The organism is Exiguobacterium sp. 17-1 (assembly GCF_023096305.1).
Lineage (GTDB): Bacteria > Bacillota > Bacilli > Exiguobacteriales > Exiguobacteriaceae > Exiguobacterium_A > Exiguobacterium_A sibiricum_A.
Genome location: NZ_JALIGJ010000002.1, coordinates 619,802 through 646,599 on the forward strand (window position 1 = coordinate 619,802; position 26,798 = coordinate 646,599).

The window sequence follows — 26,798 nt, forward strand, 5'->3', positions numbered from 1 at the left end:
CCTCTCTCATTGTCATGAGAAGAAACGACCTGTTTTTTCATCCGAAAAAGCTTTGAAGCTGTTTCTTATTTAAGATCCGTTGATTGGTACTGCCACGAATCGATAAGGAGTAATCGTGAAGTGTCTTGATATACCGTCCGTCGATCAAACCATCAACCCTCGAGAGAATCCGTCGGGCCAAAGCGTCATCAAGCAACTGTTCGAGCCGGTAACCGGTAAACAGATAGATATCATACACGGTCAATGCGTTGACCAGCTCGTATAACGCCTCTTGTTGCAAAAACGGTTCTCCGCCGGAAATCGTCACCCGGTGCGAACCAATCTGTCGAATCTGTTCAACGACTTGCTGCACGCTGTAGTCCTCTCCGCCTTCAACCGCCCAGGAATCCGGATTATGACATCCGGCACATTGGTGAGGACAACCGGCAAAAAAAATGACCGTTCGCAGACCCGGACCGTCGACGACGGAATCAGCGAGAATGTGAAGTAGTCGCATGCTGCACCCGATCCCGTTCTTCTGCCCGCTTCGCAGGATTCCACCGGTCCATCGTTCCGACCAGGTATCCGGTAATCCGGCGAATCCGCTCGATCTCTTCTCCGCCACACACCGGACAGGAGTATTCAATCGTCTGTTCCGTCCGGCACGTCAGACACCGGTCAATCGGATGATTGATTGAACCGTACCCGATACCGGCTTCCGCCATCAAGCGGACGATATCTTCGATCGCTTCCGGGTTTTCCGCGAGTGCTCCGTCCGTCTCGACATAGGTGATGTGTCCGCCGTTGCATAACGCATGAAACGGTGCTTCCAAACGGATTTTTTCGCGGATGGTCACACTCGTATCGACCGGCAGATGAAACGAGTTCGTATAATACGATTTATCGGTCACACATTCGATTACACCGAATTGCTCTACATCCGCGGCCGTGAATTTTCCGGATAATCCTTCTGCCGGTGTCGCGAGCAAAGAAAAATTCAACCCGGTTTTTTCCCCGTACTGATCGACGACCGTCCGCATCAATCGAATCAAGGCTTGTCCAATCCGGTGGGCGAGTTCCGATTCCCCGTGATGTTGTCCCGTCAGGATGATCAACGCTTCCGCCAAACCAATGAACCCGACGGATAACGTTCCTTGCCGCAAGACGGGTTCGACCCGGTCTGATCCAGACAGCGTATGTCCGTCCCGCCAAATATGCCGATATAAAAAGGTAAACTCGTCCGCTGTCCGATTCGCCTGGTAATGGTACCGTTCAAGCAATTGTTCGCAAATCACTGCCGTATAGGTGGAGACGGCTTCAAACATCCGGTCCAGACTCTGTGTCATCATGGCCAGGCGAACGAGATTCAGACTCGTAAACGACAGATTCCCCCGCCCGACGACGGACGCTCGACCTTTCCGGTTCTCAAGGACACGTGTCCGGCAGCCCATGTACGCCACTTCTTCGTCCGGTTCACCATCCGGTGATTGGTTGAACGGGGCATCGAGAAAGGCAAAGTTCGGAAACAGACGTTTCCCGGTCACTTCGGTCGCCAGTTGAAACAAATCATAGTTCGGATCCTCCGAATGAAAATTGACCCCTGTCTTAACCTTAAAAATCTGGATCGGAAAAATCGGTGTCTCCCCTTTTCCGAGTCCTGCCCGTGTTGCTTCGAGAAGTGCGCGAATCAACAATCTGCCGAACGTTGAGGTATCCGTCCCGTAATTGATGGAGATGAACGGGACTTGTCCGCCACCCCGTGAATGCATCGAATTCGTGTTATGAATAAACGCTTCACAGGCTTGATAGGTCATTTCATACGTTTCTGACATCGCATAGGCCCGCTTGCGTCGGTTGGACCATTTCGGGACCAATTCCCGGATTTTCTTCAGTTGCCGCTGAAAGGTTTTTTCGACAAACGGAGCGAGATCGTAATCAAACATCGGATAGGACTGCCCGCCGTGCTGCATGTTTTGATTCGCCTGCATGATGATGGCAGCAAGTGCCAACGCCGAGCGGATATCCTGTGCCGGACGAATCGATCCGTGAGTCATCGTAAATCCTTCCGTTAACAGCCGGCTGAGCGGCAGTTGGACACAGGTCGTCGTTCCGGTCACATAATAGTCGGCATCGTGGATATAGATGATATTTTCAGCAAGCGCCTGTTTCGCTTCGGTCGACAACAACATGTCCTGCATCATCTGTTTTGCTGCGGCACCCGCAAGACGGTTTAGCTTCCCGAGTGGCGATTTCCCATCGACATTGGCATTTTCCTGCATCTCATCCGTTGACGGATGTTGAACGATTTGTTCGTATAACGTCTGTACGTCCATCTTCATCTCTCCCTAAAGTCGTGTGGTTTCTATCTGTATCCCCACTATAGCGAGAGCTTTCCGAGACCGGCAATCCCTGCATATCTGAAACGATTTGCAAGCAAAACCGTCACTTCGTCACGAAATGTTTTCAGAAAATCGGACGAAATTCGGTCTATCCACCGTTTCCTCTCTCCTCTCTCGATATGAGAAACCTCACTTCCAACGAAAAAAGACAGGGCAGGAAAAGCGGATGATTCTTTCCGCACTCCCTGTCCTGTCCGATTTGAATTAATCCATTTCAATCAATGTATCGGAGACACTTGGTAACAATACCTTAAATACGGTGCCTTCTCCTAAAATTGATTCAACATCAATATTTCCATCATGTGCCCGAACGATTTCTTTACAAATTGAGAGGCCTAAACCCGTTCCACCGATTTTCCGGCTGTCGGAATTATCGACCCGGTAAAATTTACTGAACAGGTGTGGCATCGCACTGCTTGGAATGCCCAAGCCGAAATCCCGGACACTCAATTCAATCTGATTGTGGTGATGGGTCAAGGAAATGACGACGTCGCCACCATCCGGTGAATATTTGATCGCATTGTTCAGTAAGTTTCCAATCAACTGTTTCATGCTGTTTTTATCCGCATTAATCAAGAATTCATGTTGCTCATCCACATCGAGTTGCAAGCGATGTTGTTCCGTAGCCGCCTGATAAAAACGTGTCTGTTCCCTCAAAACATCAATCAGATCAAACACTTCTTTATCATACGACTGTTTGCCGGACTCCATTCGTTGAACGTTCAAGAAATCGCTGACCAAATCCGTCAGCCGTTTTGATTCATCATGAATTGTCTGCAGATAGCGTTTATTCCGTTCGGGATCAAGCTTTCGTTTAAGCATCAGTTCGGTAAACCCATAAATCGACGAGAGCGGTGTCCGCAGTTCATGTGAGACGGTGGAAACGAGCTCCGACTTCATCCGGTCGATTTCGGTCTCCGCCGTGACATCGCGGAAAACGAGAATCGTTCCTTTCGCCTGTTCGCCCTGGGTGATCTCTTCCGCATAAACCTGAATGAAATATTCTCCTTGATCAATCGATAACGAGAACATCCCTTCCGGAATATGACCGGACAAGACTTCTTCAAAATACGCTTCGAACGCCTCTTTTTGGTCAATCTGTTCAAACATCGTCTCAGGCCGTACTTCGAGGAAGGTCATCGAATCATTGTCTTCTTCAATCTGCAAAGATTCGAAGATATCAAACAAGGCTTGGTTTCCGAGAATTGCTTTTTCATCATGTTTGATATATAAAATCGCTTCCCGGACTGAATTGAGGAGTTGGGCGGTTTCCTTTCGTTCATATTCCATCTGCTCATATAGCGACATCCGCATCAGGGAAATCGCAATCTGTTTCGAGAACGATTCCAGTTCATTTAATTCCTTTTTATTAAACGCTTGATCGAATCGTGCCAAGTAGAGACATGCAATCAACTCTTCTTTTGCCGGATCCATGATGGGAATGACCCCTTCATAAATGTAGTATGGAAAACCGATCAACGTATCGTTGGCCACTTTTTTCGATGAGTTCGCCATCTCTTTTGAAATCATCACCCGTTTGAGTAACAAGGATTCTGTTTTCAGGCTTTCCTGTTGTTCTTCCGTCATCTCTTTTGGGACAACGGAAGAAATTTCATTATTTTTAATAAGCAACAAAGCACCAAACTCTGTTTTCGTCAAACGCACGATTGTACTGATGACTGAGGAATAGTCAAACAAGCTTTCCTTTGAGGCCAGTGTCTCAATCAATTCGTTTCGGTCTTGCAAGTGCAGTTCGTTCGAACGTGTCACTTCCAGTGCCCGTTCAAGCTCATTTTGTTTTTCTTTCAGCGTTTCCTGATTTTGTTCCATCAGTTGATTTTTACGGGATAATTCCGTATGTTGTGAAGAAATTGAACGCGCCATTTGATAGAAGGATCGTGTTAACTGACCCACTTCGTTTTCAATCGGAATGTCGTGTTCGAGCGAAATCGATTTTCCTTCCGCCAAACGCTGACTTTTGATGTTCAATTCGTGTAACTGCATTGTCGACCGATGAACAAGCGGCCGGACAATGAACAATAAACATAAAAGAAAAATCAATAAGTTCAAAAACCAAAACCATTGTGTTTGCTGAAGCTGATCGAGAACCTGTTCTTTTGTCTGACCTGCTGCACTGTCGACATACAGATAACTGACAACAGACGTCACCACACCCAGTGCGAAGACACTGTAAAAAATCGCCATCAACTGTCTCCCTAATTTTTCGGTCATCCATTGTTTCATATTCATAAAAGCCTCCTACTAAAACTAAAAAAAATAAAGATCTGATGCGAGACTTGCATGCCGCATCACACCTTTATTTCCCTCAATCGTTTGGTTTCAATCCTTCTATTCCCAGCACTTAACCAGGCGGCATCAGCTGAATGTCACACAATAGACCAATCACATCAACGATTTGCTGTTTTGACAAATCATCCGTATCGACATGGTTGGAGAAAACAGGATGTGCCAAGGCACGTAAACGTTCATCCGCCTGTCGTCCTCCCCATGATTGTGCGCGTTCGAAACGGCTTCTCAGACGACGCCGGATGGTTGCTGGACTTGCCATCAGCGCCACGTGTTGCACCTGATGCCCATTGCTTCTTAAGGCGCCGATGATTTCGTCAAAATAATCCGGATTTGTCAGCGTCATTGGTACGATGATGACCGCAGACCGCTGGTCCAATTGTTCGAGTAATAACAGATTCAGCTGACGCCACAGCGGCTCATCTTGAAAATCATCTGCCAGCGTCTCGCGTGGAAGTTGCTGACGTAACAGCTGACCGGTCAATTCAGGATCAAACAGATGTGATCCCCTGATTCGTTGCTGTAATCCTTGGGCAGCCGTCGTTTTACCGACACCAAATGTCCCATTAATCCAAATAATCATTGTCCGGATGTACCACCTTTATTTTCCCTTGGAAGTATTTTCCTTCAATATACCATTTGAATAATCCACGGTGCAAGGACACTGGCCAGGACAGCCGTCAACACCATCGTCAGCAGACCAACTGCCCCTTCACGCTGATCGAGACTCATCGATTTCGTCGCCCCCATGACATGGGCGATCGAGGCCAAACCGACGCCGCGACTGACGAAATGCCGAATCTTCAGACCGGTCATCAGTCGTGGACCGACTATTGAACCAACAAGCCCTGTCACAAGAACAAATGTCGCCGTCAAGGCGAGTGTTCCGCCGGACCGTTCCGAAATCGCCAAGGCGACAGGTAGCGTGACCGACTTTGGCAACAAGGCCAGATTCGTCGTCCGTTCAAGATGTAAGAGCAGTCCGAGCATTAAATCCGATGTTAATGCAATCAGCGTTCCGATACCGACACCAAGCAAAATCTCCGGAATAAAACGACGGACGTGATGACGGACATGGTAAAGCGGAATCGCGAATGCCGTAATCGCCGGTCCCAACATCTTCGACAAATACTGTCCGCCTGACATGTAAACAGCGTGTGATGTCCCGCTCAGCGCTAAGATGACAATGACGGCAGCCGTCACTGTCAGAATCGGCAACATCCAGATAAACGGATATTTCTGATACAACCAGAAGGCTCCGGCAAACAGCAGAATCGTCAGCATGAACCAAAGCAGTGCTTCACTCATGAACGGTCCCCTCCTCTTTCCGGCGTGCCAGACGATCGACGATGTACGCCGATCCGGTCAAGGTCAGCAAACTGCTGATGACAAGAATCACAAGCACCTGCAGACCCGATTGACGCATAAAGTCCGTGTAATCCATGATGCCGGATAACGCCGGGACAAAAAACAGCGGCATGACCAGCAATAGGAGCTTCCCCCCACGCTCCACATGGTCGATTTGAAGCAGACGGCTTTTTAATGCCAGATACAATAAAATCAATCCAATGATGTTTCCCGGTAACGGCAAATGCAAAGTCAGACTGATCCAGTCGCCAATCATGGCAAAACAAGAGATTAGAACGATTTGCAGGATAACGGTCACACCCAGTAAAGTTTTTGAACGCATAATGATTTCCCCTTATTTAACGTATTCGGGATTCATTATCCGCCTCACTTTGTGAACAATCAATGAAATGAGCTAGATTTGTCGAAGTAACCGTTCTCACAGGCCGAGAACCATTTTTCTGTCACAATACAGACTGAAAACAGACCAATCTGTGTGAAAACAGATTGGTCCTTCTTTACATGACGCGCTTAAAGAGTTTTTCCAGCTCATAGGTCGTCCATTCGATGATGACCGGTCGACCGTGTGGGCATGTGAACGGCATGTCGGTTTTCGCAAGATCGGCAATCAATTGACGCATCATCTCGTGATTAAGAGGATGATTCGCTTTAATCGATTTTTTACATGCCATCATGATGGCGGCGTCCTCGCGGTAACTTTCGAGATCCACCTTCCGTTTCATCAAGGCTTCATCCATCAATTCCTGAATCGTCTCCTCTTGGCGATGGGACGGGAACCACGTCGGAACTTCACGGACGATGAAACTTTGTGGACCAAACGATTCCAATTCGATCCCGACATCACGCAATAACGGCAGGACTTCATCCATCCGTCGCATATCATCGCTTGCGATCTCAAACGTGTACGGCAACAACAGCTGCTGCCGTTGTTCGAGCGGGCGGCCGAACATGACTTTATACGTTTCATATTTAATCCGTTCCTGGGCGGCGTGTTGATCAATCAGATACATGCCGTCCGCTCCGGCACAAACGATATACGAAGAATGAAGCTGTCCGATGACATCGAGATGTGGAAACTTCGGACCGGTTGCGACCGGCTCGTCTACTTGTTCCGGTTGCAGCTGTGCTTGCGGCTCAATTGATGGCTCCAACGCCTCAAACCGGTTTGGTGTCACGGTCCGGTCATCACCCGTCTCCGTTCGTTTCGGAATCGGGTAGTTCCAGACCGACCGTGATGACAACTCTTCAACCGGTTCCGCCACGTAAGAAAACTCTAACTTCTCCTGTGCACTCGGATCTCTTTTTGGTTTCGGCGGGGTGACTTTCGGGATCAACGTCTGGCGGCTGAGCGTCAACCGGATCGTTTCTTGAATCAGTTGACCCAGTTCTGCTTCTTTTGACAGGCGGACTTCCCGTTTCGCCGGATGGACGTTGACATCTATCAACAAGGGATCCATCGTCACTTCAATCACAGCAATCGGAAAACGACCAATCGGCAACAGTGTATGGTATCCATTTAAAACCGCTTGCGTCAGCGCGAAGTTTTTGACCGAACGTCCGTTTAGAATCAGCGTGATGTAATTTTTCGAAGCGCGTGTCACTTCCGGTTTGACGAGATGACATGTCAGCTGATAATCGGCCGTCGCTCCGGTCGCGACGAGTGTTCCTTGAATCGTCTGATGTCCGTAAACGCTGGCCAGTGCCTGCCGGACGTCTCCGGATCCGTTCGTCTGAATCAAAACTTTTCCTTCATGGACAGCGTACAGTTTGACGTCCGGATGGGCAAAAGCGACCCGGTTCAGGATATCCGTGATGGCTGCCAGTTCCGTATGCGTCGTCTTGAGGTACTTCAGTCGAGCCGGTGTATTAAAGAATAATTGCTCGACCGTCAGTTCCGTTCCGCGGTTCATCGCAATCGCCGAACGCTCCGTCAATGTCCCGTAATCAAGTGTCAGCTGAACCCCTTCCTGGTCTTCCCGCTTCGTCTTCAGCGTCACTTTACTGACGGACGCAATCGAGGCCAATGCCTCTCCCCGGAAACCAAGTGTCTTGATCCGGAACAAATCGTGTTCATCCTTGATTTTGCTTGTCGCATGGCGGACGAAGGCAAGTTCTGCATCTTCCGGATAAAAACCGTGACCGTTGTCACGGATCGTCATTCGTTTCATGCCGGCTTCTTCCAGTTCAACATCGATTTGCGTCGCACCCGCATCGAGTGCATTTTCGACCAGTTCTTTAACGACAGAGGCGGGGCGTTCAACGACCTCACCTGCCGCAATCCGGTTCGCTAATGAATCCGATAGTTCCCGAATGATTCCCATGTGTTACGCCTCCTTACTTTCTTGCTTCTGCCTGCAGACGGTACAACGTGTTTAATGCTTCAAGCGGTGTCATGTTAATCAGATCAAGCGTCTGAATCGTTTCCCGCACCGGATCTGGCTCGGCAAAGAGACTCAGCTGATCGACGGGTTCCGCCTGAACGACTGCAGGCGACGGAGACACAATCGCCCGCTCCTCAGTTTGTTCGAACTCCGATAACAAGACTTCCGCCCGGTCAATCAAGGAATCCGGCAGATCCGCTAACCGTGCTACATGAATCCCGTAAGATTGATCGGCTTTTCCGTCACGGACTTCATGCAGGAAGACGACTCGTCCATCCTGCTCGACCGCCCGGACATGGACGTTCGCGAGCCGCGGCATCGATTCATCAAGAATGGTCAGTTCATGATAGTGCGTCGAGAACAATGTTTTGGCTCCGACATGCTCGGCGATGTGTTCGACGATAGCTTGCGCGAGGGCCATTCCGTCGTATGTCGATGTCCCGCGACCGATTTCATCGAGGAGAATCAACGATTGGTCCGTTGCCCGGGTCAAGGCTTCTTGTGTCTCGACCATCTCGACCATGAAGGTGGATTGTCCGCTGACCAAGTCGTCGGCGGCTCCGATCCGCGTAAAGATTTGATCAAAGACCGGTAACTCAGCCCGGCTTGCCGGGACAAACGATCCAATCTGATGCAGCAAGGCAATCAAGGCAAATTGACGCATGTACGTCGATTTACCGGACATGTTCGGTCCCGTGATCAACAGCATTTCCCGCTCCTCATGTAAGGCGATGCCGTTCGCGACATATTCTCCGCGCGGCAGGACCGTCTCGATGACCGGGTGACGTCCGTTCTCGATGGTCACGTTCCGTCCTGTAATCGTTAACGGTCGGACATAGTCATGACGTTCTGCGATTTCCGCCAAGGCGACGAGGACATCGAGTTCGGCAATCCGGCGACTGACCCGTTGCAGGCTTTCAATCTGTGTTTTGACTTGATCCCGGACTTGGCAGAATAGTTCGTATTCGAGGGTAATGCTTTTTTCCTCCGCCCCGAGAATCAACGCTTCCTTCTCTTTCAGTTCCGGCGTGACATACCGCTCGGCGTTCGCAAGCGTCTGTTTGCGTTCATATCGTCCTTCCGGCAACAGTTTGGCGTTGGCCCGCGAGACTTCGATATAGTACCCGAATACCCGGTTATAACCAATCTTCAGCGTCTTGATACCGGTCGCCTGACGTTCACTCGCTTCAAGTGTTGCCAGCCATGTCTTTCCGTCTTTTGATGCCATTAGTAGTTCATCCAGTGCCGGGTCGAAGCCCGGTTGGATCATCCCACCTTCTTTCGTCGAGATTGGCGGGGCCTCGACAAACGCACGGTCCAGCAAGTCGGTCAGTTCCTCATGGGGATCCAGTCCGAGTGCCAGTTGTCCCAAGCGGTCGCTCAACAGTTCCTCAAGCGCGGCTTGAATACGCGGAATCAAGCGGAGCGTCGATTTCAATTGGACGAGATCACGGGCAGAAGCCGTACCGTATCCGACTTTCGCGACCAATCGTTCCAAATCGTATACTTCCCGCAGCGTATCTTTCAACTGTTGCCGCTCAAAATAATGCGCCAACAATTCTTCGACGGCGTCGAGCCGTTCTGTAATCGTCCGTTCCGACAGCAATGGTTTTTCGAGCCAGCGTTTCAGCATCCGTCCGCCCATCGCTGTTCCGGTCACATCTAACAGACCGAGCAATGACCCTTTTTTATCGCCGGTCCGAGCAGAACGGACCAGTTCCAGATTCTTGACGGTATTCGGCTCCAGTTGCATGAAATCAGCCGCTTCATAGACCAGCGCCGGTTGTAAATGCGCAAGCGACCGTTTTTGCGTATCGTGCATATACGCGTACAAGACAGCAAAGGCATCTGCTTGTGCCGTATCAATCGCCCGGTCACCGTGCGGATGACTTTCCCGGCGTGTACTTTCCGTCATCGGAATCTGCAGATGGCTGAGTGCCGCTTCGTGTTCACGCGTCGTGATGATGATTTCGCGCGGTAAGATAATACTCAATTCCTTGGCGACGGCATCGATTGTCGCAACACTCGTCAAGGCACTTTCTCCGGTCGAGACATCGCCGCGGGCGATACCGAATCGTCCATCCTGTTCGACGACTGCAACGAGATACCGGTTTTCTTTTTCCGTCAACGACGACATCAAGGTCCCCGGCGTGATGACTTGGACGACTTCACGTTTGACGAGTCCTTTCGTCAACTTCGGATCTTCGACCTGATCGCACAAAGCGACTTTATAACCCCGTTCGATCAATTGTTCGATGTAGCCGTTTGCCGCATGGTGCGGCACACCGCACATCGGAATCGGGTGTTCGGCATTCTTGCCGTTTTTGGCCGTCAATGTCAATTCCAGTTCATGTGCCACTTGTTTGGCATCCTCAAAAAATAACTCATAAAAATCACCGAGACGATAAAATAAAAAGGCATCGGGATAATCCGCCTTAATGGAAAAATATTGTTTCATCATCGGCGTATTGTGGACTGCTTCCATGATTTTCACCTCATTCGCGTAAAAAGCCGACGGGAATCCGTCGGCTTTTCCAATTCAGTTCATTGATTAATAGCCGCAACCGCCGCTTTTATTTTCTGCTTCCATACCGCTGCCTGTTTTCCCCGCCAAGACATCGCCATCTGTCGCTTCGATGATTTGATCCGTGATTCCGTTTGAGATCGTCACCGTCACATATTGAAGAAGTCCGTTTACTTCTTCCTGGGATTCTTGGAATTGTTGCACGACCGGCATCTCGTCGAGTTCTGCGAATAATTTATCCAGTTTTGCTTCGACACGTGCCAATGCTTCCGTTTTACCGTAATGCTGGCAGTTGACTGCTTCTTTTTGCAGGAACTTGATTTGTTTCATCATCTTTTGAACTTTTTCGTTCCCGTTGATGTTCGCTTCAGCAGCTTTGAATCGTTCTACTTCTGATGTCTCAGAAATCATTTTCGCGATTTCATTGGCCTTTTCGATGATTTGTTCATCTGTGTACATAAACATTCGTCCCCTCTATCGGAAGCGGTGATCCCGCTACGCTTATCGTATCTACGAACGATGACTCGTTCTTAACGCATTCATTATACCGTTCTCTTCAAGGGGTGACAAGAATAGTTCCTTATTCAATCGATCGCCACAACAAATAGGCGGCATGACTTCGGTACGGCGCAAATTCTTCCGCTAACAGGACTGCTTCTTCGACACTTGGACGACTGCCATGCAACCGTTCGAACGCCCGTAAAATGCCAATGTCGGATGCTGGAAACAAATCTTCCCGTCCATAGCCAAACATCAAAACGTTTTGCACTGTCCAGGGACCGACCCCTTTTAGGGCAATCAATGTCTCGGCGATCGTTGCGTCAGACGCTTCCGTCAACTCGTCAAAATCAATCTCGGTCCGCGCTGCACCAAGGAGATACTCGACTTTTCGTCCGGATAGTTGAAGTGCCCGAAGCTGATCCGGTTCGATTTTCCGTAACTGGTCTGCCGTCGGCGGAAAAATCACCCCGTCCTGTTCCGTTCCGAACGTCCGGCAGAACCGTTCCATCAGGACTTGCGCAAATGCCAGATTAATTTGTTGATGAATGATTGACCGGATCAGTGCAGTAAACGGACTGATATCGAGCACAAGCCGCTCCGCTCCGAACGTCGCCACGACTTCCGAAAGCGACGTCTTTGATAGGTGCTGACTTGGATTCATCGTATCCAGACGAAACCGACGGCACAATTGCTGCACCATCGGTTCCTGTGGACCTTTCCCGGACAAAAGAAGTGTCCGAGGCCCGGATGCTTCAATCTGACCGACGAACTTTCCTTCCGGCAACAAGAGCGGGACAAACAATCGACCGTCCTGTTCGACTTGTAAACGGTCACCGCGAAGTCGCTTCCGGATACCGGCAAAGTCATACTCCTCTTCTAAAATCACTTGTTCCTGCCACATACCATCGCTCCCTCAGCCAATGAATAGTTTGATTCCACCCAAAATCAGACCAATGAAAAAACCGCAAATCGCGCCGTTGACGCGAATCCATTGCAAATCATTCCCGACCTTGTCCTCAATCATATGAATCAACGTTTCCGTATCAAAACGATTTAAGTTTTCCCGGACCAAGCCACCGATTTTTTGATGGTTTTGATCAACGAACCGAACAAGCTGGTCTTTCATCCAACGGTCACTTTCTTCTTTGAACGTCGGATGTTGATCCCACTCGTTCAGCGCTTGGTTCATCAATGGTAAAGCGCGGATTTCCCAGAAGGAGTCGGATCCTAAATACGTTTTCAGCTCCTCGATTCCTGCCGTGTAGGCCCGGTTCAAGACCGGTTGCAGATCAAAGCGATCCACTTCCGCTGCTTTCCATTGGTCAATTTTGGCAAGCCGCTCTTCATCTTGAATCAATTGCGCTAAATTTCGGCGGACGTGATCGAGAATCGCCAGACGGTTCGGATGATGCACTTGTTTCATATCTTCAATCACACTCAGCAGAACCGATTGAATGACAAGACTCAACCGTTCTTCCGAATAAACCTTTTGTACCGTTTTTGCCGTAACGCGTAAAAAGGTATTTTTTTCTTGATCAATCATCGCGTGATACGCCAGGCGTCCAATCTGATCACGGATCACGGGGTCTTCGAGCAACCGTTGCCCGTAACCGAGTAATTGATCGATTGCGAGTTCATCAAGGCGCCGTTCCTCGTTTAATCCCATCAATCGTTCTGCCAATCTTTTTGATGGATAAGCTTTGACCGTATCGGAAATCCGCTCATCGACGACTTTCAGAATCGCCTCTTTCGGCAGTTTGTGCAAAATACCGGTCAACAGTTCCGTAACCGTCGAACGAAACGCTGGTAACAGGACAATCGAACGTAATAATTTGATGAAACGGTCGGCTAGCGTCATATGCCGCAACTTTTCGACGATACTCTCTTTATTGAGCAAATCTTTTTCGAGCATCTGGACGATCGACTCGATGACCCGCTCCCGGTTTTTCGGCAACAGGTTTGTATGGGGAATTTTCAGTCCGAGCGGATGGCGGAATAACGCTGTGATGGCAAACCAGTCCGCAATCCCGCCGACAAGGCCTGCTTCAAAACCGCTTTGCAGCCAAAACACCCAATCGTTTTCTTTAAACGGCAACGAGGCAATAAAGCCGACTGCCATAAAAATCAGGGACACGGTCGCGAGACGACGGGTCGATGATTTTGGTTTTATTTGTTGTTGCAAGATGGTTCCTCCTTCTCGCTGCATTTTTTGTCATACTTCGTATACGTTATGAAACGCATCCAAGTTTCGACATGAAAGAGTCCCAGCCTCATCCGGACTGGGACTCATTATGTAGTTAAAACGTAAATTCACCGAAATTTTCGCCGTCCCATGTTGCTGTGGCCGTCGATACAAAATAGACGAGTCCGTTTCCAAATGTATTTTCCATCACTGAAACAATTTGATGGCCGGCTGTCTGTTCGACGAACGCCAAGCGGACTTCCTCTTTGCCTTGATAAATCCGTTCATATACGCTTAATCCCCGGGCATTGATGAAGGTACGGGCGTTTGTAAAAATCAACGGACCGACTTCCGGACGACGTTCTTGAATGAAATGTTGACACTTGTCCTCAAACTGATTCAATCTCGTTCACTCCTTCTCTCTCTTTTTCGCTCATGATTAACTACTTCCCGTCTCGCCTCAATCATAATCCTGTTCTCCAAAAAAAGCGACCATCCGGCCGCTTCTTTCATGATTTACCAAATTCTTTTCTAAATCTTCACACCAAATTCCCGGGCCACATGAATAGCGGAAGTCGTCGCCCCAATCGTTCCGGCACCCGGAAACACAGTATCCCCGATGATATAGAGTCCCGGGACACCCGTCCGAAACGAGGCAGCGCGAAACAGACTGGTTGACGGCAATTGCGGATATCCACCGACACCGCCATCCGGACGTGATGTATAGCGGACCCAGGCACCCGGTCCACCGGGATGGCGCTCGATGACTTGATTTCTAAAACCGGGAAATTCACACTCTAAAATCGTTTCGAATTTTTCCTGCATGGTTTCGACTTGCCGGTCATAACGCTCCCGGTCGTCACGTGCGAACTGACCAATCGGAATATGACAGGACATCGTCAACGTCCGACACCCGGCCGGTGCCCGCTCGATGTCTCCTGTCCGAGATAAAGAGATGAACGCATGACCCGACGGTAAAATCGGATTGTGAATTTGCCGAAATGCGTGGTCATCTTGAATGATTGTCTCAGGGATCGCCGCATAATACGTAAACGTCGCCCACTGCGTTAAGTCAGCTTGCCGCTTATACGTCCGGCGTAATACCGGCTGCAAGGATGGTCCGACCAGTTGTTGCATCGCTTCAATCGGCACGGCACCGATGACGGCATCTGCAAGTAAGAGTCGTCCCCGCCGGTCTTCCAGTAAAAAACCATCCGCCGTTTGACGCACAGAGGTGATTTTACGACCGAGCAACACCGTCGCGCCGTCCGTTTCAGCAGCAGCCTTTAAACGTTCTGCGATCCGATAGAGTCCACCCGGAACATAATACGCCCCGTCATGATAAATCGATAACGCAACAGCTCCAAGCAACGCCGAAGCTTCTTTTCCCGTCTGCATACTGTCGAGTAAAATCCCGTCGATCAGTTGTGCAAAAATTGTCCCGTCCAACTGATGTTTCCGGAGAATGTCACCAATCGTCCGCGTCAGATAAGGTAGTAATGGCAAACTTGCTTTTGTTTCTTGGACGATCATCCGCGCATCGTGCAACGTCTTAAGCGGTAATGCCGGTAATGCCTGCATCAACGGTCGGACGTGCCGCTGAATTCGATCCAGTTCATCAAAAAAGTGTTGAATCGAGTCTGCCTGATCGCGGAACTGATTCTTCAGATGTGCGATGAAACGGTCACGGTCACGATAATAGAGGATGTCATGCCCTGCCAGCTTGATTGCCATGACGGTTTCGAGCAACTCGACAGGCTGGTCGATTTGCAGATGCTGCAACACCCGGTCATGAATACCGCCGGACTCAAAACCCATTCCGAGTGTCGCTCCGACCGGATAGGTGAAGTCTTTTCGGGTAAACTTACCCGCTGACCCGCCCCATTCACGGCTTCCTTCGCACAAAGTCACGTCATGCCCGTTTCGAGCGAGTAACGCCGCAGCGGTGACTCCCGCTATTCCGCCTCCGATGATGACAATCCGTTTCATGACGGTTCCTCCTCTGTTTCTGTGACTAGATTTTCTTTAAACAAAAAATTGCGGACTTCTTTGAAAACCGGTTCCCGGCGATGGATCGTAAAATGATCATATTTATAAGATTTCGTTTTGATGTTTTCCGTATACGCATCAAGCGCAAACGAGCTTTTGAGCGGAATCAAATTGAAGTCTCCGCCTTTCGCCCCAAAAGAATAGACCAGCACATCCCGTGGCCATGTGTCCAAGCGATCCTTCAGATTTTTCATCGCCGCTGAATTTTCAGCCAAATCCTGAATCGCCGGACTGTTTGTATTCGTCCCGAACGGAGCAAGTGTCAATCCAAGCGTCGCATAATCCGAACCGCTGATTGGTGCATCGAGCGTCACCACTTTCCGGACATGATACGGAATATCTTCTTTCAGCGTATAGGCGACGACATCGACCCCGCCCATACTGTGGCCGACCAGTTGGATGTCCGTAAAAGTCGCCTGTTGCTTTTGGTCATACTGCTCAATTGCTGCACTGAGCCATTTTTGTTGATTAGCAAGACTGGCTTCATCGTCTTCAAAGACGATTCGGACAAGCGGATACCCGGTAGTAGATGGTTTGACGTCACACGCCACTTTCCCGTTACGCGAGACATCACACCGTCCGCCGTCATCTGCCAGCTTCTTTTTCGTGAAATTATCAATCATCGGCAGGAATGTCCGCTCTGTCCCGAACAATCCATGGACCATGAACGTCGGTGTGATTTCCCCGACCTGTTGCGTGACAATCTGCTTTGTCGGCGGCGGGGCACTCGACGTCTCATCAGCAAAGAACCACCAGGCACTGCCGCCGACTAGCAGACAGACGAGTACTGAGATGCCAATTGTCTGAAGTTGTCGGCGCCGTAATTTCCGGACATGATGGACAATCCAGAATACGAGCAGACAAACACCAATCAACAGGACGATCCCGGTTACGATCCAGCCGGTCGGATTCGGAACATAGGCAATCAGCTGTAACTGGTTGTCCTTTGTGCCGTACAGTTTCCATGAAACATTGTTATGGTTCGCCCAGTCGATTTTTTCCCCGTTCTGCAGACCAATCACTTTCGGTCCATGAAGATTGATTTCGATATCCGCCTGCCGAAGATAACGATCAGCTAATTTTTTAACTTGTCCAGTCGGCTGATAGCCTTTGATGTTCAACCGGTCAATACTCAAATCAATGTTCGTATCCAATCGATACGTATTAAACCAAAATCCTTTTTCCTGTTTGACTTCATACGTCGTATCCGGTGGGATGAGAATACCGCCGATTCCTGTTTTCCATTCATCTTTAATCGTTGCCAAGTCTTCAAATTCGGCAAATTTCTTTTTCATCCGGATACCTTCATAATCATCCTGCGTCCTGAACGTCTCTGCCGCATACCCGTTCTTCTCAGCCTGTTTGACATACGTATTCCAGTCCGGATTCAAATTAAGTAGTCGCGCTACAGGATGCTCTTTTGCAGCATATGTCGTTTTTAAGGTGACACTTTTATCGGTATGGACCGTCGCATCATATTGAATACGGATACATCCCCCAAGTACCATTGCCATCAAGGCGAACGACAGGACAATAAGTTTTTTTCGTTTGCTGATCAAATCGTCACACGCCCTTTCTCTCTCCTATCGTCTCATTTTCTTTTCCCTAAGTCGGAAGTCCTCATGCTTCAAAATAAGAATGTCCAAAAAAATGTAACAGACTTTAACCTGTCACACTCTATTTATTTAGACACTTGGAAACCATTCCAATCTCTTTTCGCTACTTTTTCAGAAGAATAGTAGCTGATTCCATTTTTAATCTTTTAAAATCCATTATTTTCGCCATTATAACAATTCTTATAGCGGTTATCAGCAATTGAGTACCTGTCCTTCAGCATATGATTTTTGAAAAATGTGTAATGATTTTTATTTCCGTATAGTTTATAGAAATAAAAAATCGGAAAGTCCGGCATACCAAATTTGTCATTGCATCTCCATTTTTTGTTTGTTATCATTCAACTTGAAGATGACAATGATAATCATTATCAGTTAATTCGTGAGAGATACAAACACCTACATATTCACGAACAGATTGAGTTGATGCATTGTCCACATCAAAAGGAGATGAATCAAAATGGGGACACTCAAAACATCGATGGTGATCAGCTCTCTCGCCGTCCTACTCGCCGCGTGCGGTACTGCAAACGAAACGACTACGACGGACAGCAAGAAATCTGCCGCTGAAACGGTCGAAATCACTGATGCACACGGTACAGTCAAGGTACCTGTAAAACCGAAGAAAGTCGTGGCACTCGATAACCGGACATTCGAGACACTCGCTGCCTGGGACGTTGAACTCGTTGCTGCTCCGGTCGGACTGTTACCGGCGGAATCACCTTACGCCAAGGACAAGGACATCGTCGACGTCGGGATGCACTTCGAGCCGAACCTCGAAGCGATTGCCGGGGTTGATCCGGATGTCGTCATCGTTGGTCAACGCTTTGCAGACTATTACGATGACATTAAAAAGTTGGTCCCGGAAGCAGCTGTCATCGATCTCGACATCGCGTTACCTGAAGATTCCGGAACGCCGGGTGAACTGTTAATTAAAGGTCTCGAAGATACGACACAGACACTGGGTCAAATTTTTGCCAAGGAACAAGAAGCCGACCGACTCGTCACAACCTTCGAACAATCGATTCAGGACGTGAAAAAATCCTATAACGGAAAAGACAGCGTCATGTCGGTCATCGTTTCAGGTGGAGACATCGGTTTCTCTGCTCCGATGAGCGGTCGTGTGTTTGGACCGATGTATGACATCTTCGGCTGGAAACCCGCACTTGAAGTCAAGCAAAAATCAGGCAACGATCAAGGAGACGAGGTTTCGGTCGAAGCGATCGCACAAAGCAATCCGGACCGTTTGCTTGTCTTAGATCGTGACGCCCCGCTCGGAAACGCAAAAGATGCTGTTCCCGCAGAAGACGTCATCGATCGTGCACCGGCGCTCCAAAAGACGACAGCCGTCAAAGAAGACCGGATTGTGTATACACCAAAGGATATGTACTTGAACGAATCGATTCAGACCTATTCGGAATTTTTCCAAAGCGTGTCGAAAGCGTTCGTGAAGTAAATGGAACAGACTAAACCGCAACAAGTGAATGGAAGTGTTGAGCCGAATGCTCGACCTTCCTTTTCTGTCGTTTGGACGCCGCCGTTCATCATCGCTCTCCTGATCATCGGTCTGCTTGCCGTTACTTCCCTGTTGACCGGAGTCTATGAACTCAGCAACACGGCGAATGACTTTTCTATGTTTTGGATTACACGTGTTCCGCGAACAATCGCCCTGATGCTGACAGGTGCAGCGATGGCGATGGCGGGACTCGTCATGCAGCTGATTACACAGAACCGGCTCGTCGAACCGACGACGACCGGTACGATTGAATGGGCGGGACTTGGACTATTGACCGTTTATCTGCTTATCCCGGCACCGACACTGATGATGCGGATGACCGGTGCGATCGTATTCGCTTTTATCGGCACGATGGTGTTCTTTTGGTTCCTGCGTTCGGTCCAGCTCCGTTCTTCGCTGATCGTACCGATCATTGGACTGATGCTCGGCGCTGTCATCTCGGCCATTTCCACCTTCTTAGGTTTATACTTCCGAGCGAGTCAGGCACTAGAAGGATGGTTCGTCGGATCGTTTTCATCCGTCCAGATCGGTCGCTATGAATACTTATGGATTATTGTCGGGGTCACGTTTTGTATCTTTTTTCTCGCCAATCGCTTAACGTTGGTCGGTCTCGGTGAAGATATCGCGACCAGTCTCGGTATTCATTACAACCGTCTCATGATGCTTGCGACAGGCCTGATCGCTCTATCCGTCGGAATCGTCGCGACGGTCATCGGAAATTTACCGTTTCTCGGTCTGATCGTGCCGAACCTTGTCTCGATGATGCGCGGTGATGACTTGCGCAGTAACTTGCCATGGGTCTGCGTCATCGGGATGGGGACGGTTCTCATCAGTGATTTGGTTTCGCGGACGTTGATCCGCCCCTTTGAACTGCCGGTCTCACTGATCCTTGGAACAGTCGGTTCAGCAGTCTTCATTCTCATCCTATTGCGGCAACGAAAAAGAGGAGGTATCCGATGAGTACAGTCATGCACCGAAAACCAAAACCCTACCGAAGTGAACGAACAACCGCTCATACAAGTGACCGGAAGGCTTCTGCCTTCCCGTCCAAACGACATGCACGCCGCTACTGGATCTTGTTGTCCCTGTTTCTGTTCGGTGGACTGCTCTGTTCCCTTGGCCTCCTGCTCTACAACAATCCGGTACCCGTTCAGTCACCGTCCTTTTGGCCGGTCGTCGAACGCCGGATCACAGCCGTCGCGACGATGGCGATTGCCGCACTCTGCCAAAGTCTCGCCACCGTCGCCTTTCATTCGGTCACGAATAACCGGATCATCACGCCGTCCCTGCTTGGATTCGATGCGCTGTACTCAACGATTCAAACGTCGATGATCTTTTTCTTTGGTGCAGGGGCTCTGATCGGTTTTTCCGGAACGGGAGCCTTTTTGACACAAGTCGGTCTCATGCTCGTGATGAGTCTGTTGCTCTACGGATGGCTGTTATCCGGAAAATATGCCGATTTACAACTCCTGTTGCTCGTCGGGATCATCCTTGGCACCGGACTGAATTCTCTTGCAAGCTTCATGAGACGGATGCTTGACCCGTCTGAATTCGATATTCTGCAGGCCCGATTGTTCGGTTCAGTCACGAATGCCGATTCTGCCTATTTTCCAATCGTGATTCCGGTCGTCCTGATCGTCAGTGTCTTGTTGTTCCTGTCGGCGAACCGTCTGAATGTCATCGCCCTCGGAAAGGACGTCGCGACCTCGTTCGGCGTCAATCACCGCCGAAGCGTCATTTATATCCTCATCCTTATTTCCCTGCTCATGTCGATGTCGACGGCACTGATCGGACCACTGACGTTTTTCGGTTTTCTCGTTGCCACACTCAGTTATCAGGTCGCTTCCACGTATGACCATAAATACGTCTTGCCGATGGCCTTTTCGATTGGTTTTCTCGTTCTGACGAGTGCTTATTTCTTTATGTATCATATTTTCAATGCACCGAGCGTCGTCTCCGTCATCATCGAACTGTTTGGCGGTTTGATTTTCTTAACGGTGTTATTACGAAAGAGGTCCTTATGATTAAATTAACGCAAGTCAAAAAAACGTATACGGATCATGTCCAGATCGGTCCGCTTGAGTTAGAGATTCCGAAAGCGGGTCTGACCGCACTGATCGGACCGAACGGCGCCGGTAAATCGACGACACTGATGATGATCGGTCGTCTGTTGCAACTTGATGAAGGACAGATTCAAGTCGCAGGACTCGATGTCTCAAGCACGAAGTCAAAGGATTTAGCAAAAATCATGACGATTCTTCGTCAGGAAAATCATTTCGTGACCCGGCTGACGGTTCGCCAACTGGTCGGATTTGGCCGGTTCCCCTACTCGCAAGGGCGCATGACACTGGAAGATGAGAACATCACGTCAAAATACATCGACTTTCTTGACCTGACATCACTTGAGAACCGTTACCTCGATGAACTGTCAGGCGGACAACGTCAACGGGCTTATGTCGCGATGGTCTTGTGTCAGGAGACGGACTACGTGTTGCTTGATGAACCGCTCAACAATCTCGATATCGCCCGGTCCGTCCAGATGATGGGATATCTGCGTCATGTCGCGGATGAGCTTGGAAGAACGATCATCACCGTCTTACACGACATCAATTTTGCAGCGAAATATGCCGACCATATTTGTGCGATGAAACATGGACAGATTGCTGCATTTGGTACGGTACAGGAAATCATGGTCGCAAACACGCTCTCCGATATTTTTGAGACCGATCTCGAGATTATTGACGGACCATACGGACCGATTGCCGTTTATTGAAACCAAGCATGAGGAACACCAAAAAGGGACGGCGCATCGGAGTGATGGGCCGTCCCTGCTATGTTTTCGTACCTTTTAAATCAATTCCAGCTCTTGACCGACTTGTTTAAACGCTTCGAGCGCTTGCTCCAAGTCTTCCCGTGTATGTTCGGCTGTGACGATTGTCCGGACACGTGCTTTACCTTTTGCGACCGTCGGGAAGGCAATCCCTTGTGCAAAGACACCGTGTTGACGCAGGCGGTCTGACAGCTGATGGCATAATGCTTCGTCGCCGACGATGACCGGTGTGATCGGCGTCGTCGACGTGCCGATATTAAAGCCGAGTTCCCGTAATCCGTGTTTGAAAAACTCCGTGTTTTCCCAGAGACGGTCAAACAGTTCTGTTTCTTCTTCCATGACACGAAGCGCTTCCCGGTTCGCTTCGACGACTGCCGGTGGATGCGACGTCGAGAACAAGAACGGACGGCCTTTATGAATCAAATAATCTTTGACGTGTTGTTCACACGCGACGTACCCGCCGAGAACACCGATTGCTTTTGAGAGTGTCCCGACTTGCAACGCGACCCGTCCGTCGAGACCGAAGTGATTAACGGTTCCGCGGCCACTTTTTCCGAGAACACCGGATGCATGGGCATCATCGACCATGACGAGGGCATCATATTTTTCAGCCAGTTCAACGATTTCTGGGAGTGGCGCGATATTACCGTCCATCGAGAAGACACCATCCGTAACGACGAGACGTGTCCGCGCGTCTTGTGTTTCCTGCAGAGCCGCTTCCAAGTCCGCAAGATCGACGTGGTTATAAATGCGGCGTTTCGCTTTTGTCAGACGAATCCCGTCGATGATTGATGCATGGTTCAAGGCGTCAGAAATGACGACGTCTTCCGGTCCAAGCAAGGCTGACAACACACCGAGGTTTGTCGCGAATCCTGATTGGAAGACAAGTGCCGCTTCCGTATGCTTAAAGGTCGCCAGTTCCCGTTCGAATGCTTGGTGCATTTCGAGTGTTCCGGCAATCGTCCGGACCGATCCTGTTCCGGCACCGAATTCAAGAGCAGCGTCCGCTGCCCGCTTCGCGAGACGCGGGTGCGCCGCGAGTCCGAGATAGTTGTTCGACGACAGTTGAATCAATTCTTTCCCGTCGACCGTCACCCGGTTGTGCTGGGCACTTTCGAGTGCGACGAGTTCGCGGAACGTCCCCGCTTGTTTCATCTCTTCTAATTCTGTCCGTAAATGTTCAAAACCCATTAATTCGTCCCCCTTGGTTGTAGTACGACCTTTCCACATTTCCCTTGTCGCATCAATTCGAATCCTTCTTCAAACCGTTCGAGTGGTAATGTATGCGTGATCAACGGTTTAACATCGACTTTTCCGCTCGATAGGAAGGCCGATACCTGACTCCATGTCTCATACATTTTCCGGCCTGTGATCCCTTGCACGCGGACACCTTTAAAGACGACATGATTCGTCAAGTCGATTTCGACCGGTTTGACCGGCAGACTCAAGATGTTAACGTCTCCTCCTGCTGTCACCATCTCGAATGCTTGACCAATTGCGACCGGATGACCGCTCATTTCGCAGACGACATCAATGCCGTCCCCGTCCGTCATCATCCGGACCCGCTCGAGGACATCTTCATGACGCGAATCGATGACGACATCCGCGCCCATCGTCTTCGCAAGCTCTAAACGGTACGGATTGACATCAATTGCGATGACTTCCGCAGCTCCTGCCGCTTTCGCGACGGATACGGCCATCAGACCGATCGGACCACAGCCGACGACTGCCACCGTTTTCGCACTGACATCACTGGCAAGGACCGTATGGACGGCATTACCCATCGGCTCTTGAATCGATGCGATAGCAGCCGGCATGTCCTCCGGATTGACCCAGAGATTTTCTTCCGGCATGACGACGTACTCGGCAAAACAGCCTTGTGTGTCGACACCGATGATTTTTGTGTTTTTACAAATGTGATACTGCCCCCGCAGACACTGTTTGCATTGATGACAGACGATATGTGTTTCCGCTGAGACACGGTCGCCGAGTTTCAGACGTTTCGTCCCTTCGCCCAGTTCCACGACTTCACCGGAAAACTCATGTCCGAAGACATACGGCGGATTCACGCGTGATGCTGCCCATGCGTCCCATTCGTAAATGTGGACATCCGTCCCGCAGATGGAAGTCGCTTCGACACGGATCAAGACTTCCCCGCGTTTTGGTGACGGAACTGCGACTTCTTTCAAGACAGCGCCAAATCCCCGTTCTTCCTTGACGAGTGCGCGCATCGTTTTTACTTTTGTCGTATCTTCTACAGCTGTCACTAGTTTTGTCATCATTCCCCGACTCCTTCGTGGTCTTTGCCTCTTTCTCTAATCGGTCCTGACCAAGTATTGAGCATCCCCAAATAACCAAACAATCTTTCACTTCTAGTTTACATGAATTCAGCCGCAAGTTTACCAAATGTTTCTTCATTCATCTCAAGATCGGCAAAAGTTAGTCCATTCTCCGAATATCCGTCGATTTGTGACTGGTAATCCGGACGTGAATCTTCCTGATAAATCAGACCCATGACGAGACCGTTGTGTTCATGGACGACGCGTTTCGCCACATCGAGATCCGTCGCGTCATAGTCTTCAAGATCATCGAGTTTCGTCAGATTCTGTTTAAACCAGTCGTACGTGTTGACTTTATTGAACGTCACACACGGACTGAAGACGTTGATGAAGGCAAATCCTTTATGTTGCGTCGCCTGTTCAATCAGACTCGTCAAGCCTTTTAAATCGTTCGAAAAACTTTGGGCGACGAATGTCGCGCCTGCCGTCAAAGCGAGTTCGACTGGTGAGACACTCTTTTCGATCGATCCTTTGGGCGTCGACTTCGTCTTAAAGCCGAGCGCCGACGTCGGTGACGTCTGTCCCTTTGTCAAACCATAGATTTGATTGTCCATGACGATGTACGTCATATCGACATTTCGTTTGAAGGCATGAATCGTATGTCCCATCCCGATGGCGAATCCGTCTCCGTCACCACCTGACGCGATGACCGTCAATTCACGGTTCGCCATCTTGACGCCTTGGGCAATCGGTAACGACCGGCCGTGAACGCCGTGGAACCCGTACGTATTGATATAACCGGAAATCCTTCCCGAACAGCCGATGCCGGAAATCAAAGCCAGCTCCTCCGGCTCCAGTCCGACATTTGCGACAGCCCGTTGGATGGCTGCTTGAATCGAAAAGTCGCCGCAGCCGGGACACCAGTTCGGTTTGACATCGTTTCTGAAATCTTTAAAGGTTGCCATGGAAAACCCCTCCTGCAACGACTTGTTCCACCACTTCCGCCGGATAGAACGGATCGCCGTTGAATTTTAAAATATGTTCAATTTTTTCTGCAAAACCGCAATTCATCTGAATCAGTTTCGCGAGTTGTCCCGTCGCATTGTACTCCACGACGACGACCTGTTTTGCCCGTTCGAGATGCGGACGGACGAGTTCACTCGGAAACGGATGCATCTGCCGGATATGGAGATGGTCGACGTGAATGCCTTGTTCTTCAAGACGCGGCATTACTTCTTCAATCGTTCCGCGCGTCGAGTTAAAACCGACAAACAGAATATCTGGTGCTGCATGCTGTTCTGTGACAAGGACCGCATCCTTCATCCGGAACTGACTTAACTTCCGGAGGCGTTTCGTCATTTGATCGACCCGGTTCTTCGTCGCTTCCGACGGACGGCCTTCTTCGTTATGTTCGACTCCCGTCACGTGATGGATGCCATGTTTTGTGCCTGGGACGACACGCGGACTGATCCCGTCTTCCGTCACTTCATACCGTTTGAAGTACGCTTTCCCTTCAAGTTCCGGCAGTTCATCCAGCATCAATTTCCCGCGACGGATTTCAACCCGATTGACATCGAGCGGTTCGACAGACTGTTTCCCGAGCGATAACATCAAATCCGTCAAAAGAATGACCGGACATTGGTATTCTTCCGCGATGTTAAACGCTTCGGCTGCATCGTAAAACGCTTCCTCGACCGTCGACGGCGCGAGGACGACTTTCGGAATTTCACCGTGTGTGCTGTAAATCATCGCCATCAAGTCGGACTGTTCCTGTTTCGTTGGCAGTCCGGTCGAAGGCCCCCCCCGCTGTGTATCAATGATGACAAGCGGCGTTTCCGTCATTCCGGACAAACCGATCGCTTCTGCCATCAGCGACAGACCGGGTCCGGCTGATGCCGTCAAAGCACGCACGCCGGCGTAGTTGGCACCGATTGCCATCGTGACTGCGGCCAGCTCATCTTCCGTCTGAACGACGGTTCCACCGAACTGCGGTAATTTTTTAATTAAGTACTCCATGATTTCCGACGATGGCGTGATTGGGTAGGCAGCCATCAGACGGGCCCCCCCGGCAACCGCACCAAGCGCAATCGCATCGTTGCCGATCATGAACATCCGTTGCTGTCCGTCTGCCGGATCGAGGACGAAACGTTCCGCTGTTCCAGCCATCGCTTCGAATGCCGCTGCCCCTTCGCGAATCGCCGATAAGTTTTTCTCGACCATTTCCGGTCCTTTGCGGCCAAAAATCTGTTCCACGACCGCCTGGAAACGTTCCGGTGCAATCCCGAGAATCGCACTCGATGCCCCGATTGCAACCATATTCTTCATCAACGACGTTCCGAGTCCTGAGGCAATTTCCGTAAAAGGAATCGGATACAGGACAGCACGTGTCTGGTCCGGGTTGGTCGGATTGAACTTCGCGTCGGCGATGATGATCGCGCCTTGACGCAACTCATGGAAATTGACGTCGATTGTCTCCTGGTCAAAGGCGACCAGAATATCGAGATCGTCGGCAACGGTCCGGACTTCGTGTGTCGCGACCCGGATTTTGTTGTTCGTATGTCCACCTTTGATGCGTGAAGAAAAATGACGGTATCCATATAAGTAATAACCAAGGCGGTTCAAGGCAATGGCAAAGATCTCACCCGTCGACTCGATCCCTTCCCCCTGCTGACCGCCTACTTTCCATGACAATTGATTGTACATCGACGTTCGCTCCTTTTATCCCCTGAAATGATTGAAGCTGTCTGCTTCACTATCCTCCCCCATGATACCGATTTCCCGATACTTGTACAATGCTCCTCTGGCGAATCAGTTGATTTTTTCCGGCTGTCCGCCATAAAAAAAGACCATCTACTCCAACGAGTAAATGG

The 26,798-nt window shown here is 49.8% G+C and carries 22 protein-coding genes; 4 read left to right on the top strand and 18 right to left on the bottom strand.

Features of this window, described 5'->3' with window-relative positions; genetic code table 11:
* Positions 1-37: 37 nt before the first annotated feature.
* From nrdG to MUN34_RS09045, 14 genes are all read right to left on the bottom strand, one after another.
* Positions 38-496 carry an anaerobic ribonucleoside-triphosphate reductase activating protein gene (gene nrdG, locus MUN34_RS08980; RefSeq protein WP_247857592.1) on the bottom strand — a complete coding sequence of 153 codons (459 nt, stop codon included), beginning with the start codon at positions 494-496 and terminating at the stop codon, positions 38-40.
* On the bottom strand, positions 471-2,312 hold the full coding sequence (locus MUN34_RS08985; RefSeq protein WP_247857593.1) for an anaerobic ribonucleoside triphosphate reductase: 1,842 nt from the start codon (positions 2,310-2,312) through the stop codon (positions 471-473). The genes nrdG and MUN34_RS08985 overlap by 26 nt, the downstream gene beginning before the upstream one ends.
* A gap of 270 nt (positions 2,313-2,582) precedes the next feature.
* Positions 2,583-4,622, bottom strand: coding sequence for an ATP-binding protein (locus MUN34_RS08990; protein ID WP_247857594.1), 2,040 nt, complete (start codon positions 4,620-4,622; stop codon positions 2,583-2,585).
* A gap of 118 nt (positions 4,623-4,740) precedes the next feature.
* Positions 4,741-5,268, bottom strand: a complete 528-nt coding sequence (locus MUN34_RS08995; protein ID WP_247857595.1) for an AAA family ATPase — start codon at positions 5,266-5,268, stop codon at positions 4,741-4,743.
* Between the two features lie 44 nt (positions 5,269-5,312).
* Entirely contained in the window at positions 5,313-5,993 is a 681-nt protein-coding gene (locus MUN34_RS09000; protein ID WP_247857596.1) for an LrgB family protein, read from the bottom strand.
* The gene (locus MUN34_RS09005) at positions 5,986-6,375 is read right to left on the bottom strand and encodes a CidA/LrgA family protein (RefSeq protein WP_247857597.1); all 390 of its coding nucleotides are present in this window, start codon (positions 6,373-6,375) and stop codon (positions 5,986-5,988) included. The genes MUN34_RS09000 and MUN34_RS09005 overlap by 8 nt, the downstream gene beginning before the upstream one ends.
* Before the next feature lie 175 nt (positions 6,376-6,550).
* Positions 6,551-8,374 carry a DNA mismatch repair endonuclease MutL gene (mutL, locus tag MUN34_RS09010; protein ID WP_247857598.1) on the bottom strand — a complete coding sequence of 608 codons (1,824 nt, stop codon included), beginning with the start codon at positions 8,372-8,374 and terminating at the stop codon, positions 6,551-6,553.
* Positions 8,375-8,387: 13 nt separating this feature from the next.
* Positions 8,388-10,919 carry a DNA mismatch repair protein MutS gene (gene mutS, locus MUN34_RS09015; protein ID WP_247857599.1) on the bottom strand — a complete coding sequence of 844 codons (2,532 nt, stop codon included), beginning with the start codon at positions 10,917-10,919 and terminating at the stop codon, positions 8,388-8,390.
* 66 nt (positions 10,920-10,985) lie between these two features.
* Positions 10,986-11,423, bottom strand: a complete 438-nt coding sequence (locus tag MUN34_RS09020) for a YlbF/YmcA family competence regulator (protein ID WP_026828786.1) — start codon at positions 11,421-11,423, stop codon at positions 10,986-10,988.
* A gap of 115 nt (positions 11,424-11,538) precedes the next feature.
* Positions 11,539-12,360 carry a DNA-3-methyladenine glycosylase family protein gene (locus MUN34_RS09025; RefSeq protein WP_247857600.1) on the bottom strand — a complete coding sequence of 274 codons (822 nt, stop codon included), beginning with the start codon at positions 12,358-12,360 and terminating at the stop codon, positions 11,539-11,541.
* Positions 12,361-12,372: 12 nt separating this feature from the next.
* Positions 12,373-13,641 carry a DUF445 domain-containing protein gene (locus tag MUN34_RS09030; RefSeq protein ID WP_247857601.1) on the bottom strand — a complete coding sequence of 423 codons (1,269 nt, stop codon included), beginning with the start codon at positions 13,639-13,641 and terminating at the stop codon, positions 12,373-12,375.
* Between the two features lie 115 nt (positions 13,642-13,756).
* The gene (locus tag MUN34_RS09035) at positions 13,757-14,044 is read right to left on the bottom strand and encodes a hypothetical protein (protein ID WP_247857602.1); all 288 of its coding nucleotides are present in this window, start codon (positions 14,042-14,044) and stop codon (positions 13,757-13,759) included.
* A gap of 128 nt (positions 14,045-14,172) precedes the next feature.
* On the bottom strand, positions 14,173-15,630 hold the full coding sequence (locus tag MUN34_RS09040; RefSeq protein WP_247857603.1) for a phytoene desaturase family protein: 1,458 nt from the start codon (positions 15,628-15,630) through the stop codon (positions 14,173-14,175).
* Positions 15,627-17,249 carry a DUF3153 domain-containing protein gene (locus tag MUN34_RS09045; protein ID WP_247857604.1) on the bottom strand — a complete coding sequence of 541 codons (1,623 nt, stop codon included), beginning with the start codon at positions 17,247-17,249 and terminating at the stop codon, positions 15,627-15,629. Before MUN34_RS09045 ends, MUN34_RS09040 begins: the two co-directional genes overlap by 4 nt.
* A 514-nt stretch (positions 17,250-17,763) precedes the next feature.
* On the opposite strand from MUN34_RS09045, the gene MUN34_RS09050 reads away from it, so the two are divergent.
* From MUN34_RS09050 to MUN34_RS09065, 4 genes are read left to right on the top strand one after another with little or no spacing between them, the layout of a single operon-like run.
* Positions 17,764-18,759 (top strand): siderophore ABC transporter substrate-binding protein, encoded by a 996-nt coding sequence (locus tag MUN34_RS09050; protein WP_247857605.1) that lies wholly within the window; start codon positions 17,764-17,766, stop codon positions 18,757-18,759.
* Positions 18,760-19,779, top strand: a complete 1,020-nt coding sequence (locus MUN34_RS09055) for an ABC transporter permease (RefSeq protein WP_247857606.1) — start codon at positions 18,760-18,762, stop codon at positions 19,777-19,779.
* An 8-nt stretch (positions 19,780-19,787) separates the two neighbouring features.
* A complete protein-coding gene (locus MUN34_RS09060) occupies positions 19,788-20,843 on the top strand; it encodes an iron chelate uptake ABC transporter family permease subunit (RefSeq protein ID WP_481804378.1) in 1,056 nt (351 codons plus the stop codon).
* Complete coding sequence (locus tag MUN34_RS09065; protein WP_247857608.1) at positions 20,840-21,592, top strand: iron ABC transporter ATP-binding protein; 753 nt, start codon at positions 20,840-20,842, stop codon at positions 21,590-21,592. The genes MUN34_RS09060 and MUN34_RS09065 overlap by 4 nt, the downstream gene beginning before the upstream one ends.
* Positions 21,593-21,667: 75 nt before the next feature.
* On the opposite strand, the gene MUN34_RS09070 is transcribed toward MUN34_RS09065, so the two are convergent.
* From MUN34_RS09070 to MUN34_RS09085, 4 genes are all read right to left on the bottom strand, one after another.
* Positions 21,668-22,840: a glycine C-acetyltransferase gene (locus MUN34_RS09070; RefSeq protein ID WP_012369936.1), complete on the bottom strand. Its 1,173-nt coding sequence runs from the start codon at positions 22,838-22,840 to the stop codon at positions 21,668-21,670.
* Entirely contained in the window at positions 22,840-23,931 is a 1,092-nt protein-coding gene (gene tdh, locus MUN34_RS09075; RefSeq protein WP_026828794.1) for an L-threonine 3-dehydrogenase, read from the bottom strand. The genes MUN34_RS09070 and tdh overlap by 1 nt, the downstream gene beginning before the upstream one ends.
* 95 nt (positions 23,932-24,026) lie before the next feature.
* The gene (locus tag MUN34_RS09080) at positions 24,027-24,893 is read right to left on the bottom strand and encodes a 2-oxoacid:ferredoxin oxidoreductase subunit beta (RefSeq protein WP_247857609.1); all 867 of its coding nucleotides are present in this window, start codon (positions 24,891-24,893) and stop codon (positions 24,027-24,029) included.
* Complete coding sequence (locus MUN34_RS09085; RefSeq protein WP_026828796.1) at positions 24,880-26,631, bottom strand: 2-oxoacid:acceptor oxidoreductase subunit alpha; 1,752 nt, start codon at positions 26,629-26,631, stop codon at positions 24,880-24,882. Before MUN34_RS09085 ends, MUN34_RS09080 begins: the two co-directional genes overlap by 14 nt.
* Positions 26,632-26,798 lie beyond the last annotated feature (167 nt).

Excerpts from the sequence above, each read along its gene's own strand:
- MUN34_RS09080 (WP_247857609.1), bottom strand. The coding sequence starts at position 24,893 with ATGGCAACCTTTAAAGATTTCAGAAACGATGTCAAACCGAACTGGTGT.
- mutS (WP_247857599.1), bottom strand. The coding sequence starts at position 10,919 with ATGGAAGCAGTCCACAATACGCCGATGATGAAACAATATTTTTCCATT.
- MUN34_RS08990 (WP_247857594.1), bottom strand. The coding sequence starts at position 4,622 with ATGAAACAATGGATGACCGAAAAATTAGGGAGACAGTTGATGGCGATT.
- MUN34_RS08985 (WP_247857593.1), bottom strand. The coding sequence starts at position 2,312 with ATGGACGTACAGACGTTATACGAACAAATCGTTCAACATCCGTCAACG.
- MUN34_RS09025 (WP_247857600.1), bottom strand. The coding sequence starts at position 12,360 with ATGTGGCAGGAACAAGTGATTTTAGAAGAGGAGTATGACTTTGCCGGT.
- MUN34_RS09070 (WP_012369936.1), bottom strand. The coding sequence starts at position 22,840 with ATGGGTTTTGAACATTTACGGACAGAATTAGAAGAGATGAAACAAGCG.
- MUN34_RS08995 (WP_247857595.1), bottom strand. The coding sequence starts at position 5,268 with ATGATTATTTGGATTAATGGGACATTTGGTGTCGGTAAAACGACGGCT.
- MUN34_RS09065 (WP_247857608.1), top strand. The coding sequence starts at position 20,840 with ATGATTAAATTAACGCAAGTCAAAAAAACGTATACGGATCATGTCCAG.
- MUN34_RS09085 (WP_026828796.1), bottom strand. The coding sequence starts at position 26,631 with ATGTACAATCAATTGTCATGGAAAGTAGGCGGTCAGCAGGGGGAAGGG.
- MUN34_RS09000 (WP_247857596.1), bottom strand. The coding sequence starts at position 5,993 with ATGAGTGAAGCACTGCTTTGGTTCATGCTGACGATTCTGCTGTTTGCC.
- MUN34_RS09005 (WP_247857597.1), bottom strand. The coding sequence starts at position 6,375 with ATGCGTTCAAAAACTTTACTGGGTGTGACCGTTATCCTGCAAATCGTT.
- MUN34_RS09040 (WP_247857603.1), bottom strand. The coding sequence starts at position 15,630 with ATGAAACGGATTGTCATCATCGGAGGCGGAATAGCGGGAGTCACCGCT.
- nrdG (WP_247857592.1), bottom strand. The coding sequence starts at position 496 with ATGCGACTACTTCACATTCTCGCTGATTCCGTCGTCGACGGTCCGGGT.
- MUN34_RS09020 (WP_026828786.1), bottom strand. The coding sequence starts at position 11,423 with ATGTTTATGTACACAGATGAACAAATCATCGAAAAGGCCAATGAAATC.
- MUN34_RS09060 (WP_481804378.1), top strand. The coding sequence starts at position 19,788 with ATGCACCGAAAACCAAAACCCTACCGAAGTGAACGAACAACCGCTCAT.
- tdh (WP_026828794.1), bottom strand. The coding sequence starts at position 23,931 with ATGATGACAAAACTAGTGACAGCTGTAGAAGATACGACAAAAGTAAAA.
- mutL (WP_247857598.1), bottom strand. The coding sequence starts at position 8,374 with ATGGGAATCATTCGGGAACTATCGGATTCATTAGCGAACCGGATTGCG.
- MUN34_RS09055 (WP_247857606.1), top strand. The coding sequence starts at position 18,760 with ATGGAACAGACTAAACCGCAACAAGTGAATGGAAGTGTTGAGCCGAAT.
- MUN34_RS09050 (WP_247857605.1), top strand. The coding sequence starts at position 17,764 with ATGGGGACACTCAAAACATCGATGGTGATCAGCTCTCTCGCCGTCCTA.